The sequence below is a fragment of the Pseudoalteromonas rubra genome (genome assembly GCF_005887095.1).
GTDB classification, from domain to species: domain Bacteria; phylum Pseudomonadota; class Gammaproteobacteria; order Enterobacterales; family Alteromonadaceae; genus Pseudoalteromonas; species Pseudoalteromonas rubra_E.
This window is the reverse complement of sequence record NZ_PNCI01000004.1, coordinates 82,805-97,242: the sequence shown is the minus strand read 5'-3', so window position 1 is coordinate 97,242 and position 14,438 is coordinate 82,805. Positions and strand designations below refer to the sequence as shown.

Annotated in this window: 9 protein-coding genes; 2 read left to right on the top strand and 7 right to left on the bottom strand. The window is 52.6% G+C overall.

The features are described 5' to 3' along the window. Positions 1-279 precede the first annotated feature (279 nt). Positions 280-2,454: a carbohydrate-binding protein gene (locus CWB99_RS02215; protein ID WP_138549897.1), complete on the top strand. Its 2,175-nt coding sequence runs from the start codon at positions 280-282 to the stop codon at positions 2,452-2,454. Between the two features lie 240 nt (positions 2,455-2,694). On the opposite strand, the gene CWB99_RS02210 is transcribed toward CWB99_RS02215, so the two are convergent. Then, positions 2,695-3,663, bottom strand: coding sequence for a class 1 fructose-bisphosphatase (locus CWB99_RS02210; RefSeq protein ID WP_138549896.1), 969 nt, complete (start codon positions 3,661-3,663; stop codon positions 2,695-2,697). A gap of 159 nt (positions 3,664-3,822) precedes the next feature. On the opposite strand from CWB99_RS02210, the gene CWB99_RS02205 reads away from it, so the two are divergent. Further along, positions 3,823-6,249 carry a zinc-dependent metalloprotease gene (locus tag CWB99_RS02205; protein WP_138549895.1) on the top strand — a complete coding sequence of 809 codons (2,427 nt, stop codon included), beginning with the start codon at positions 3,823-3,825 and terminating at the stop codon, positions 6,247-6,249. A gap of 57 nt (positions 6,250-6,306) precedes the next feature. Here the strand turns inward: CWB99_RS02205 and CWB99_RS02200 are convergent, their stop codons facing one another. The 6 genes from CWB99_RS02200 to argE all read right to left on the bottom strand — a co-directional run bounded on the left by CWB99_RS02200 (position 6,307) and on the right by argE (position 14,420). Next, the gene (locus CWB99_RS02200; RefSeq protein WP_138549894.1) at positions 6,307-7,284 is read right to left on the bottom strand and encodes a heme-binding protein; all 978 of its coding nucleotides are present in this window, start codon (positions 7,282-7,284) and stop codon (positions 6,307-6,309) included. A gap of 155 nt (positions 7,285-7,439) precedes the next feature. Further along, on the bottom strand, positions 7,440-9,419 hold the full coding sequence (locus CWB99_RS02195) for an alkaline phosphatase family protein (protein WP_138549893.1): 1,980 nt from the start codon (positions 9,417-9,419) through the stop codon (positions 7,440-7,442). 1 nt (position 9,420) lies between these two features. Continuing rightward, a complete protein-coding gene (locus CWB99_RS02190) occupies positions 9,421-10,509 on the bottom strand; it encodes a ferritin-like domain-containing protein (protein ID WP_138549892.1) in 1,089 nt (362 codons plus the stop codon). A gap of 10 nt (positions 10,510-10,519) precedes the next feature. Further along, positions 10,520-12,358, bottom strand: coding sequence for a GMC family oxidoreductase (locus CWB99_RS02185; RefSeq protein WP_138549891.1), 1,839 nt, complete (start codon positions 12,356-12,358; stop codon positions 10,520-10,522). Between the two features lie 9 nt (positions 12,359-12,367). Further along, positions 12,368-12,856, bottom strand: a complete 489-nt coding sequence (locus CWB99_RS02180; RefSeq protein WP_138549890.1) for a hypothetical protein — start codon at positions 12,854-12,856, stop codon at positions 12,368-12,370. 400 nt (positions 12,857-13,256) lie between these two features. Next, positions 13,257-14,420, bottom strand: coding sequence for an acetylornithine deacetylase (gene argE / locus CWB99_RS02175; protein ID WP_138549889.1), 1,164 nt, complete (start codon positions 14,418-14,420; stop codon positions 13,257-13,259). Positions 14,421-14,438 lie beyond the last annotated feature (18 nt).

Below are 14,438 nucleotides of genomic sequence, written 5' to 3'. Positions count from 1 at the left end.
GTGAAACTTTATTGCAATAAATTTTGTAAAAACAATTGACTTATTATTTTGTGAGCGCTAGCTTGTATATTAGTTGAGCAAATAGAAATGCCCATTTTGCATATTAAGCAAGATAGGCTTGCTCACTGCCTCAGTGATATTAGCCCATAATAGATAATTAATGCGGGTTTATTGGTAGGCGGCTTGGGTTGGGTCGCGGTTGTTCATTAAAATTGTTGCTCTAAACGGGTTGGTATTGCTGGGTTTGTTTCGATTAAAAAAATAATGAGGAAACACCTAATGAAATTGAAAATGACAGGATGTGCAGCCGCCGTGCTCTTAAGTTGTTCCGCGTCAGCGGGAACGGGCGTACAGGATTTTTTGGACAGCTTAAGAAACTTCGAATCGGGTATTAACCCTGCGCTTGCAGATTTTTACCTGGAGAACCTGAATAACCCAGTTTACAAGTATGCCAAAGTCTCTGCACCCGGTCGTATGGTGCGTGACTGCTCGACCGGGAGCATGATCCCAGAAGATACCACCATCAATCAGTTTTTTAACAAGCTGGGTATTGACGGAATCTATAATTCACAAACCCCGTATAGTGCCGAGATGTTTAAAACTATGCAGTATAACTCCATGAACGCCTGGGGATTCGTGGGTTATCAGCTGGGTGAAGCCGTTCTGATTGATGCTGGTTACTATAGCCCGAAAGTGGTGACGATTGATGGCAAAGAGTACGACAGCTTCTATGTGTTTGTGGAAGACAGCACCTGGATTGGCTGTAAAACCGAGGCCCTGGTTGAGATTGTCGGCTCTGGTGGTAACCAGATCCAGGCAACAGATGTGAACCGCTGGGAAGGCACCTTTGTCGGTAAGAATGGCGTCAACTCATTCGCTGATCTGCTGATCCCAGATAATCAGGAACTGGTGATGCGCGATGCCATGCGGTTTAACTATGGCGTGATGACGCAGTTGCTGACTGATGCCAACATGACCTGGGAGCAGGCACTGGCGAAGAGCTGGCCGGGCACAGACGACAATGGTAATCCAATCACAGTGCAGGCGACTATGTCTGGCTTGTTGGCTGCGGCTCACTTACGTGGCGCGTGGGGCACAGCACGACTGCTGACCAAGGACGAAATCACCTGTGATGAGCTGGGCACCTGTATCACTAAGTATGTACACAAGTTTGGTGGCTACAATACTATCTTTGACACGCCAGCAGATGATGTGATTGAAGGGTCAAAATACGATGAAAAGCTGTCTGCGGGCTGGGGTAACGACTTAGTGCTACCCGGTGGCGGTGTGGATGTTATCGAGCTGCATGAGCAAAGCGGCTCTGTGACCACTGTGCGCGATTTCACCGTGGGCGAAGACCGTATTATTCTGCGCGACTGGCAAACCGCTGCACCACTGAGTAACCTGTCAGTCTCTGATGTGGCTGCCGGTGCTGAGCTGGCATTTGCTGGTCAGCGTGTGGTACTCGAAGGCGTGTCGGCTGCGGCTGTGAACGTCAATACCGAAGCGGTGATTGCCCAGTCGGATATCTATGAAATTGCCTGGTCAGGCAAGCAAACTGTGACCGGCTTTAATCCTCAGTTGGATAAGATCCGTGGCACGGCGGGCATTGGCTTTAAGCATCTAAAAGCGTATGAAACCGATACGGCGTTGGTTATTGGCGTTCAGGCCAAAGATGGTGGTATTTACAGCTCGGTTGAGCTGGTCGGTCTGACGATTGCTGACCTGACACCAGACATGTTCGATAACGTCACCGGTGGTTACGACCGTCTGGGCTTCATCGTGCCGCTGAACAGCCAGAACTGGGGCTGGAATATGGCACTGACCGTGAACAGTTTTGACCCGGCCAAAACCGTGATCAGCATGCCGCTGTTCAACTACAGCTTCTCAATGCTTATCCTGACGCAGGAAGGGGCGGATACGGTGATCACACTGGATGAGACGGCATCAAAAGGCGACCAGAAACGCCTGGTACTGAAAAACACCGATGTGAACAGCCTCAGCGCGGCCAACTTTGATTTTGTCTCGGGTAACTTTACCGATGCAACCATTGATGTACCGGTATTCTATGACATCACGGCCACAGTGGTGGGTACGGGCGGCAGCATTTCGCCGACACCAGATGCAAACGGGGTGATCAGCGCTAAAGGCAACACCGACTTTACGCTGACCTTTGTGCCAGACAGCGGCTACCGTGTTGCCACACTGAAAATTGATGGCGTGAGCGTGACAGCGCAGTCAAGCTACACCTTCCCGGCACTTGCTGCGGCACACAGTGTACAGGTGACCTTTGAGCCAGGCAATGCCTGCCCGGCTCCCTGGAATGCAGCAGACGTCTATACGACGGGCGATCAGGTAACCTTTGAAGGTAAAACCTATGAAGCCAAATGGTGGACGCAGGGCAACAACCCGGCCTCACTGGGCCCTTGGAAAGAAATTGCCAACTGTCAGTAATGACACGATTTGATTAAATTCAAGCCATGGTCTGCGCAAGCGGCCATGGCTTTTTTGATCTGTGTGGTGTCAGATTACAGCGAATCTGGTTGGGATGGTAATGCCATTTCGTGAAGCACTGCGGTGATCCTCCACTTCTGCAAGCGGCAATATAAGAGGGTGGTGAGATAAAAAAGAGGGAGATAAAAACGCCATGGCGAACTCACCATGGCGTATATAGCGTGCGGCTAAATCAGGGTATTACTTATGATACCCAAGACACGCTTCGACTTCGTTTTTCGAGCCCAAGATCACCGCTACGCGCTGGTGGATATGTTCCGGGTCGATATCCAGAATGCGTTGCTCTCCGGTGTGAGCCAGGCCGCCGGCTTGTTCTACCAGCATGGCCATCGGGTTGGCTTCGTACATCAGGCGCAGTTTGTATGGCTTTTCCGGGTTTTTGGTGTCTGCCGGGTAAGTAAACAGGCCACCGCGACATAGTACGCGGTGTACGTCACCTACCATGGCGGCAATCCAGCGCATGTTGAAGTTTTTACCGCGCGGGCCGGTGTCCCCTGCCAGCAGGTCGTTGATGTAGTTTTGCATAGCCGGTTGCCAGTGACGCTGATTTGAGGCGTTGATGGCAAACTCTTTGGTGTCGGCCGGGATTTTGGCAAATTCTTCCGTCAGCAGGAAACTGCCGTGGGTTTTGTCCAGCGTGAAGATACGGGTGCCTTTACCTGTGGTCAGTGCCAGCGTGGTGCAAGGGCCGTACAGTACGTAGCCTGCGGCAACTTGCTTGTGGCCGGGTTGCATAAAGATAGTCGGATCGGCCGGATCGCCGTCTTCCGGTGCTTCCATAATAGAGAAGATGGTGCCAACCAGTGAATTGATATCGGTATTCGATGAGCCGTCCAGCGGGTCGAATGCCACAATAAACTTGGCATCCGGGCTACCTGCTACCGTGCCTTCTTCTTCTTCCGAGGCAATGGCTTTCACATAGCCAGATTCCAGCAGAATGTCTTTAAGTAGCTGATTAGACAGTACGTCGAGTTTCTTCTGAGTTTCGCCCTGAATGTTTTCATCCAGCGTTGAACCCAGTACGCCTGACAGTGCGCCCTGACCGACGCGGAAAGAGATTTCTTTACAGGCAGCCAGAATGGTTCTGATCAGTGAAACCAGTTCACGGGAACAGCCGTCTTCAATTAACACCGGTGGAAGTCTACGCATAAATATTTGTCCTGATAACGGTTATGTTGCAGCCCTGACAGAGTGAGAGAGCAGGCCACAAACAGCGCTGAATTTTGTCCTAAATAACTGTATTTTGTATACGATTTAATATACAAAAGAGGTACCAGTCATCTAACCTCAAACAACAAAGATAAGAAAATGCGAAAAACACGCTTTGCACCTCACATGTTCTCGGCTTTGCTATTGGCTATGATACCCCAAGCGCACGCCGCAATTAAGTCTATTGATGAATTTACTGACAACTTCAACCATTTTCCCGGGTTCTATGCGTTTTACAGTGACCCATCCAGTGGCAAGATTTATCTCGATGTCGACAAGCTCTCACAGCCATTTTTGTTGCAGCACAGCTTGCCGTATGGCGTCGGCTCTAACGACATTGGCCTGGACCGTGGTCAGCTGGGTAGTACTTATCTGGTGCAGTTCGAGCGCTTTGGTGACAAGGTGATGCTACGTGCGCTGAACACTTACTTTCGTGCCAGTGCCGACAATCCTGCGGAGCAGCAAAGCGTGAAAGAGGCCTTTGCCTCGAGCATTTTAAACGGCTTTAAGGTGGTGGCTGAAGATGACGACAGCGTACTGATTGACTACACGCCTTATCTGTTATCGGATGTGCATGGCGTATCTCGAACCCTGGCGGCGCGCAAGCAGGGCAGTTACAGCCTGGACGCCAGCCGCAGCGCGACCTATATGCCGCGCTCCAAAGCTTTTATGAAAAATACCGAACTGGAAGCAGTCCTGACTTTTAAGGGCAGCAAGCCCGGTGAGTATGTGAAGCAGGCGACGGCGAACCCTTATGCGGTCACTGTCCACCAGCACCACTCGTTGATCGAACTGCCGGATGATAACTATCAGCCCCGCGCATTTCATCCTCAGTCGGGCTACTGGAGCATAGAGCATAAAGACTACTCGGCACCGCTGAGCGAGTCTATGTATGTACGCTATATCCCGCGCCACCGTTTAAACAAAAAAGACCCGACGGCAAAAGTATCTGAGCCGGTTGAGCCGATTGTATATTACCTGGATCCGGGCGTACCTGAGCCGGTGAAAACCGCGTTGCTCGATGGCGCGCGCTGGTGGGATCAGGCTTTTGAAGCGGCGGGTTACAAAAATGCTTTCCAGGTCAAAGTACTGCCGGAAAATGCTGACCCTATGGATATTCGGTACAACGTGATCCAGTGGGTTCACCGTGCTACCCGCGGCTGGTCGTATGGTGCATCGGTGATCGATCCGCGCACCGGTGAGATCATCAAAGGTCATGTGACGCTTGGCTCATTGCGGGTACGCCAGGATATTCTGATTGCCGAAGCCTTAGCCGCGCCATTTGTTAAAGGCGATGAAGTGACGGAGCGTCTGCATGCCATGGCGCTGGACCGCATTCGCCAGCTCAGTGCCCATGAAATTGGTCATACTCTGGGGATTGCCCATAATTTCTCGGCGTCGGTAAAAGATCGCGCCTCGGTAATGGATTATCCGCATCCGCTGGTGGGCATGAACGATCAGGGTGAGCTGGATATCAGTAAAGGCTATGCCACCGGCATGGGCGAATGGGATACCCAAGTGATCAAATACGGATACAGTGACTTTACCGCACAAGACGAAGCCCAGGCACTGGCCGCCATTCTTGCTGAGAACAAGAGCAAGGGCCTGGAGTTTATCTCGGATGCCGATGCCCGTCCGAAAGGTGGCGCCCACCCGACCGCCCACCTGTGGGATAATGGTAACGACCCGGCTGCTGAGCTGACTCGGGTACTGGATATTCGTCAAAAGGCGCTGGCCCGTTTTGGCCTGAATAACATCAAAACCGGCGAGGCCCTGTCCCAGCTGGAAGAAAAGCTGGTGCCGCTGTACTTGTTCCATCGCTATCAGGTGGAGTCGGCAGTAAAGCTGATTGGTGGTGTAGACTATGACTACGAAGTACGAGGGGCGAACACGCCAAAAGGGGCACAGGTGGTTGGCAAAGCCAAGCAGCAGGCTGCTCTGGCCGCTTTACTGGATACCTTGACACCTGAACAGTTGATGGTCCCTGAGTCGGTGTTGGCACTGATCCCGCCCAAAGCCTATGGCGAGTATAAGACCCGGGAGAGCGTGAAAGGTCGCACGGGTCTGACGCTGGATGCCATGGCGTTACCGGAAGTGGCGGCGCAGCATACTTTGAGCTTATTGCTGAACCCGGAGCGACTGAATCGCCTGGCACAACAGGGGGCGCGCAATGATGGCAACCTCAGTAGTGACGATCTGCTGAACACGGTGTATCAGCATGTTTTTCAGCCGAAAGCGGAGTCGGGTATGGCAACTAAGCTTGCGCAGCGAGTGCAGTTTCTAACGGCTTATCACCTGGCAACGCTTAGCAGCAGCGATAAGCTGGCACCAGAAGTTCAGGCGAAGTCGCGTTTTTACCTTAACCAGCTGGTGGAGCAATACAGCAACGACTCTTTGTTTGGTGGCGCCAGTAAAGCGGATGCGTTTGAAACCTATCTGGCTGATCAGGTGGCACAGTATCTGAAAAGCGGCAAATGGCCAGCGGGCTTTAAAGCCTTGCCGATGCCGCCGGGCTCGCCCATCTAAGCGAGTTTAGAGAAAAACCGGACTGAGTGCAGTCCGGTTTTTTTATGCCTGCTTAGTTTAGACTTTTTTAACTAAGGTATTGGTAGTGATGTGCGGGAAGGTGACAGTCTGCCCCTGAATGGGGATCTCCATGGTGATATTTTGCGAGTACTGCAACTGGGTAAAGTTATCACTGCCATCGAGTGATTCCAGCCAGTAGCTGATGGCGTAACGGCTGACGTTGGCGTGCTGTTGTTCAAAGCCAATGTTGGTGACCGGAATGCCTGAGTGGGCGGTATCGACTTCCAGCAGAATGAACTTCTTCGGCGGCGAAACTTCCAGTGCATTGGTCAGCGGCTGATTGGGGTTCAGGGTAAAGTCCGGATTCAGATTACCGACACTTTTGGTGCTGTATTGATCTGTGCTGACATCATGGGGCAGACCCATAGGGAGTACGTCGCTCTTGCTCAGCACAGGAATGGTCGGCACACCTGTGCCAGATTGGAAATGGCCGCTGGCAAGAATGGAGTTACCATGAGGCACCGACATTTGCTTGATAAAGTCATAGGCTTGTGTGGGCGGCACACTGTTAGGTACGGTTTCAGTTCCGATCCCCGGCTTGTCGCCATTGCCATAAGGCCCCAGCAGTTGTTTTCGATCGGTCAGGAACAGTAATGAGCCATTTTCGGCATGCACCAGCTGATCTTTAGCCGGGCCATCGGCAAAGTACACGCGCTGCTCGTAAAACAGGGTGTTGGCAACCTGCGTGCCTAAGCCTCCGCGGTTGGGTGCCGTACCATGAATGGCTGAAAAGGTCAGCTCCTCATAATACGAAAAGTTTTTCAGAATATAGCTGGCTTCCTGGGGCAGTGGCATCAGGCAGTAAGAAAATGGCTTGTCTGTGCCACCCATGCCAGAGTTACCTAAAGGCTGATTGGTCCATGTGCCTATCAAATATTGCAGCGGACCAAGCTCAGTGGTCGGCGCCGGTGGGTTATCCTGTGCCGGATCGATCAGTAAGGGCTTAGAAAGATCCGGGGGCGTTACATCAGTCATGGTGGTCTCCTCATTGATTGCTACTGGCATCTGGGGGCTTGTCCCGAGTGCCATAGGCTGATCCCTTCAGTGACTGCACGAAGGCAACGGGATCCCTGGCCGCCTTCGCCTGTACTCAGTAATTCATCGTGTTCATGCTTTGTCGTATGTTAGCCTCACTCCACCGTTGTGTGTCTTTGCGTCGACCGGTAAGTTGCCATATGCGCTCGCAGCCGCTGGTCTCGGCTGCTTTGATAAAAGCACCACAGCTGGTCGCGATAACGCGTGGCGCACAGTGGCGTGTCCGGTTGTCTGTGGACATTGTTGAGCGGCTGCTGTTCACTCCAGCCCGCTTCGGCCATGGTGCCATAGCCGTTGCTGGTGGTATCGGCTTTGGCCGGGTCGTAAGACACGGGCAACTGGCTGGTGAGTACACCGGGAATAGAGAAGTTGGCGCTCAAAAGTTGCTGACTGTTCGGCGCGTTGTGGAACAAGTGCAGCACACCATCGAGCGTGGCGGCGGCCAGCTGACCGTCACTTTGGTAACTGTGCTCTTGTGGCTCCGGCTCATCGGGCGTGAGTTTACTCGGTGCTTGCGAAAAATGGCCAATACCAAAGCCGTTGGCCGACCACTGATGGCTTACGGCATTGTCCTGAGGACCGGCATAGGCGCTGTTACTGACATCGGTGACATTAAACTCGGCACTGTTGTAGCTCAGGCAAGCCAGTGCATTGGCGTTGCCTTCACGGTAAATCAGCAAAGTATTGCTGCCCAGTGAGGCCAGAGTAAAAGTTCCTTCAGGCCTGCACACCAGCGTTTGTGGCTGGCTTTGCCACTGTTGCTGAGCATAGCGTTGTGCCAGCATAGAGCCTTGCTGGTCGCGATAAACCAAAAGCAGCTCCTGACTTTGCGGCAACACCTGAAGTGCAAGAGCAGATACACAGCTATCGCTGGGTGCAGCCAGGGATTGCCAGCCTTGGTTAGCCCTCAGCGTTTGCAAAGTGACCCGCAGGTCCTGGTCGCGATAGCCCAGCACCAGGGTATCGTCCTGCGCACTCAGTTGTAGCTGGTCTTTGCAATCTTCCTGCATCAGTAAAGGTTCAGACCAGACATGGCCATCAAAGCTGGTGCAATACAGATGGCCGGGTCTGTCGTCCCGAGTGTAAAATAGATAGAGTAGCTCACCGAGGCTGGCGGCTTGCAGCTCACTGGTATGCTCAATGTGGGGCACACCAGCAGCGGGTTGCCAGTGCAGTGCCTCATCCCACAAAAAGCGGAAATAGTTGGCATGCTCGTCGTTTTTACCCAGCGTGCCGAGCGAGAAATTTTCCTCTATGGTACGCAGCAAGGAGTAATGATTGTAGCCCTCGTGTTGCTGCGACGGCGTCAGGGTATCGCCCAGCAACACCGTATAAATCTGATTGGGGCCGTCGTAGTAATATTTGTACTTCTGGCTGGTATCGTAGTCCGATTCAAAATCGGCTTCGTCATAGGTGACGACCACCAGCGTATTGTCGGGCAGCTTGCTGTTGGGGCCGGGGAAGTTAATCGACGCAAAAAACGCCTTCAGCCAGTCGGCCTGCTGGTCCACCAATACCGGTGCGCGCTCACCCTTGAGGTCATTGTCTTTGCTGCCAAGTAAATAATGCCCGTCGTGCCACATATTGGGGGTAAACCAGGCAAACTCGGGCAGGGTATCATTGAGCAGGTCCTGATAAAACTGTGCTTCGTTGCCAATTTTTTGCCAGCGGGTTTCGCTGTCGAGAATGCGGGAAAACGATGAAAAAGGGTCGTGCTTAAGCACATAGGGATAACTGTTCACGGGCTTGAAATTGGTTGCTGTCCAGGGCGTCCAGCCCGCCACATAGCTTTCCATGTAAGCACGCCAGTCCAGGTTTTGAGCCGAATCTTCAATCAGGTCAACCAGAGTGCGCTGGGGCAAACGTGGCGGCACTTCATCGTCGGTTACATTGCACAGCTCGCCTGCCAGAGACGCAATATAGTTGGTCTGCGACGGGTGCATTACGCCAAAACTGTTGGTCAGCTCAATCCCCTGCGCAGCCAGGTTGCGCATGTACGGATTATTCATCACATAGCCGCGATACTGGTTTTCAAACATGATCACAATAATATGATCGAAGCGTCTTGTGGCCATATCAGCACCCTCCCGGACGGTCTTCTGCAGGGATATAACGCCAGGTTGGCGTAGCGTAATGTCCGCTGTCATCGGGCAGGGGGACCCGCATCATGCTTTGGGCCTTTTCTTTGAGTCCGAACATAGTGCCAACGGCGGCAACCAGTAAGTCTGGCTGGCCATTAAAAGCCAGGTGAAGCTGATCCAGCAGCAGGCTCAGGGTCAGGTTAAACTCAGTGTCCAGCCGGGCAATGGCGGGATAAGGCTGGTAGTGTTGTGGTTGAGGGTTTTTCACCACGTTATAAACCTGATGATAATCAATCGGAATAGCCGGTCCAGTCGGTCCTGAGTTGGGCGTGTCACCCTGGACATAGCGATAACCCAGCAGCAGTTCGTTAAAGCGGTAGTAATGGGACAATTCTCTGGGTTGCATAAACAACTGGTGGTCGCCGCTGTCTATGCCCGTGGTATCACCCAATGGAAATGGCTGATCCGGGTTCCAGCACGCATCCGGAACCCCTTCGCCCTGCGCTATGATGGCATTGAGGGTAAAGTTGGCGGAGGCCAAGTCTGTTACTGGGGTGATCTCTCCGCCGCCGCCATAATAATACTTATGCGCGATTTGCTTGTCATGGCAGTCGGCGGGGAACAGCGCGGGGCCATAGCGGTTATGCAGGGTTTGCAAGCCGTTTTCAATGCCGACATAGAACTCGCCTATGGTGATATCCCCCTTTTTTGCCAAAGCGGCGGGCATTTCAATGTTGAGGAAGTTTTGCAGTGCCTCAGGGCTGAACTTTTGCAGATCTGCTTCAAACCAGGTTTCGCCGTCAGGCAGCTTAGTCGGAAAGGCAGGTAGAAACTCCGGACTGTTAATGGCCGGACTGCCTCCGGTGGCAATCAGCAGATTCGCAGCATTGGTTAGATGGAACATCTCCTCCATCACAACTGAGCGGATCACTGTGTAGGCACACTGGTTGGTGCCTTCCTCAATGGAATACAAGGCGGTGAGATAGACTGGTAATGTCGAGAACTCCAGTTCAATGGCCAGTTGCAGGTCATGGTGCAGCTGTTCAAGTGTTTCTATCGGACGTTTTTGCAGTTTGTGGTACATGGCAGGTCCCTCATTCATACTGGTCGAGTGCGTTTAACACGTTGTCAGCAGCCCAGAAGGTCAGTGCTGCCATGGTTAAAGTCGGATTACTGGTCGCAATGGTGGGCATATTGCCGCAGCCAACCAGGTAGAGGTTGGGGTGATCCCAGCTGCGTTGCTCACGGTTTACCACCGAGGTTTTAGGATCATCGCCCATCAGATGCGTGCCGACCAGGTGTCCGGCGCCATTGTAGACATAGCCTTTGCCCTGATACTGTACATAGCCCGGATCGTTGGCTTTGTATTTGGTAAAAGGCTCTACACCCAGGCGCTGGAAAATAGCATCCGACACTTCTTTAGCCTGTGCCATACCGGCACGGGTATAGACGGTGACCTTGTAGTGGATCACCGGTCGGTAGTTGCCCAGCTGGTCCCGGTATTGATCGTCTATGGTGACGCGATTATCGGGGTCGGGGAGTTGCTCTACTAAAAAGCCAAAGCGGAACATGCGCGGGTACTCTTCGGCGATTTTGTGACGCAGGGCCGGGCCAAATAAGTTTTGCTCATCGATAAGCTCTGGCACAGTGGCGATAGGTGCGCCTTCTGGCCAGCTCCAGCCCCAGTTACCTATCTCAATACGAAAAGCGGCTTGCTCGGCGCGAAATGCCCCGCCGCGCAGTGAGGGGATCCCCGAGGTGGAACCCGGACCACGGAATGCGCCGATTTTGCAGGGCATCAGGCCCCAGGTCAGCATAGTCGGGTGGTCCATTAGATTGCGACCGACCTGATCGCTGGAATTCGCCACATTAGAAGCCAGCATTAGCTTGGCGTTTTCGACGGCATGGGCGGCCAGCACCACGACTTTACCTTTGACCGCTTTATCGTCATAAGCCGCGGATTGGGTAGAGTGGTAGCGTTTGTAGTGGACCTTAGAGATATTCTGCGTTTTGTGGTCCACTTCGAGGTTGTAGGCCACCGCCTGAGTCTCTATGGTCACGTTACCCGTGTTTTTGGCTTGCTCCAGCGTTTTTAAAGCTGAGTACTTAGCCTGGATAGGACAGATAGGCACACAGTTAGAATTACCCGCACAGCGTTGACCCAGATCCGGGTTTCCTACTGCCCCCACAGGGCGATAATCACCCCGCGGCATGCCGTTGCGCCCTTGTGGGGTTGCCACCACATCAATGGGGTAGGGCTGGTTGTCAATTTCAACTTGCATGCCCTGAAGCCCTTTGGCCAGATACTGATCCAAAAAGCTCTGCGGAATTTGCTCCATCGGATAATCGTAATTTTCTTCAAACGGTAGCTGTACGCTGGGGTTATCAATCTGCTGATAGCTCTGCACATCGGCATTGGCCGAGACCCCAATATGTTGTTCCGCGATTTCGTACCAGGGTTGCAAATCCTGATAGCTGATGGGCCAGTCCCGGCCACGGCCAAAGCGCGTTTTGAGCTCAAAGTCTTCGGGCAGCATACGCAGGCAGGTGCCCAGCCAGTGTAAAGTGGTGCCGCCTTCACTACGAGTGTAGGTACTGGCAAACGGATCCGGGCCATACTGAACAAAATAGCCGTGATCACTGACGGGCTTATCCAGCGGTGGCTTTTGAATATCGGTGACCAAAGGTTGCGGGGCATTGGGGTTGTTGGGATACGGGGCGTTGGGGATCTTGGCCATGGCAGTGAAAAAACGCGCCATGTAAGACTCATAGCCTTTCTCTTTACCCTGGTCGAAGAAACGTCCGTCGGTGCCCGTGCCCGCTTCCAGGATCAGCACTTTCTTGCCTTGCTCACCCAGCTGTTTAGCCATAATGGCGCCTGCAATGCCGGCCCCGACGATGACCACGTCGTATTCTGTATGATGATGTGTCATGCTGCTTTCCTAATCCAGGTTAAGAGGTTTCACTGATTGGCCGGGAAAGGCCCAGGTGCCATACCCAGGTTGTTTTGCTCCCATGGGGTGACTGCCCAGGGCATTCCACACCAGGCCCTGGATATAGGCATTGCTGGAGATGACATAGTCTTCAACAGGCTTCTTATCGGCGCTGAAATCATCCACCCCATAGAGGGCATTCCAGTCGGCAGGCAGCTGATACCAAATGGAGAGATACCACATCTTGATGATGTTTCTGGCAACCGGGCCAAGTTTGGCGCAGTTCCAGATTCGGTCGTAAAATTGTACCTGATTGGAATCACACTCGAGCGAACCAATCTCCTCAGCCCGGTGATAAAGTTCCTGTATCACGTCCTGACGAACCCATTGACTGAGTGTTTTGCAGTAAGTGGGACCCACGCCCGTGCCTTGTAACTCGACTAGATCGTAGCCAGTCAGAGTGGCACTGACGCGATAAAAATCGGTCAGTCTGTACATAAGTTTGCCCCTGATTAAGTGATAAGAGAAATGTACGAGCGGCACACATCAGAGGAAGGAAAACAGCACAGCAAGCGACAGTCCGCATGCTGTGTGACCAGCGGCTTAGATCATGACAGCACAAGCCATGGTAACTGGTATGACAGAGTGGTCTGTACATCTTTTGCCCCTTCCTTGCCAGTAGACAGATACTGCGGCGTCCTATGCTGACAGTCGATGGCCCCGAACGGCCAGAATGCACCGCAGCTATAAAGCAACGGCACATCTTTAACAGGTAAAAACCTGCTCTGCGCTGTGATTGACGGATCGCATGCTGGCAGGTTGATACCGACTATGTGTTACATCTGTTCAGGTATAGTTGCTGAGGGGGCGTCTTGCAATTACATGTTATTACACTGCGCTAAGCAAAACATTGTTGCCTGATCAACTCAGTCAGGATCTGCTGGCTGGGTTTGATTTTTTCCATTGCCAGGTATTCATCTGGTTGATGTGCCTGCGCAATGGAGCCGGGTCCCATTACGATCGTCTCGCAACCAAGCTGCTGTAAAAAGGGCGCTTCTGTACAATAATTCACGGCCACAGCCTGCTGACCTGAAATTTTTTCAGCCAGTTTAACTAAGGAGCAATCTCGTGTGCCATGAAAGGCGGGAATGGGGTCGTGCAAGTCAATCACTGACACGCTGTCGGGATAACGCGCATTGATCGGAGCAACGGCCTGTAATAACAAGGCCTGGAGCTCTGCGATGCTGAGTCCGGGCAGGGGGCGAAGGTCAATATGTAGCTCGCAGCAGCCACAAATTCGGTTGGCATTGTCGCCTCCGTGAATATGACCTAAATTCAAGGTCGGGTAAGGAATTGCAAAATCCTCAAGTGAATATTTATTCTTTAAATCTTCTTTTAGCTGTAACAGATTGGTCATTACTTGCTGCATTATCTCGATGGCATTTAAGCCTCGATCCGGATCGGAACTGTGCCCCGAACGACCCGTTACCCGAATCGCCGAAGACATGTGTCCCTTGTGAGTGTACACAGGAACCATGTCGGTCGGCTCACCAATGATACAGCGCTCAGGCTTGAGGTTGCTGTGGCGTGCAATCTCCTGCGCGCCTGCCATGGTGATCTCCTCATCTGCGGTGGCCAGGATCATAATCGGGGCGCTTTGTGGCATGTCTTGAAGATCTTCCAGCGCTTTCAATACAAAGGCAAAAAAGCCTTTCATGTCAATGCTCCCTAAGCCATACAGACGATTGTCCCGCTCGCTGAGGGTGAAGGGGTCAAAGTTCCAGCGGCTGTCATCAAAGGGCACAGTGTCTGTGTGTCCGGCGAGCATCAGGCCACCGGTTTGGTCTGCCTGTCCCGGCGGACATTTTCTGGCGAGTAAGTTGAACTTGCCCGGCGCGGCGTAGAGCTCGGTAATTTCGGTACTGAAACCCAGTTTTTCACACCACTGAGCAAGCAGTTCAATGACCGCCCGGTTGCTTTGGTTGAGCGTCTGATCGAGTGCACTGATAGAGGGCCGGGCAATTAGCTCGCGGTACATAGTTTTAAAGTCGGGTAATGACATTGCAGTATCCTAAAAATA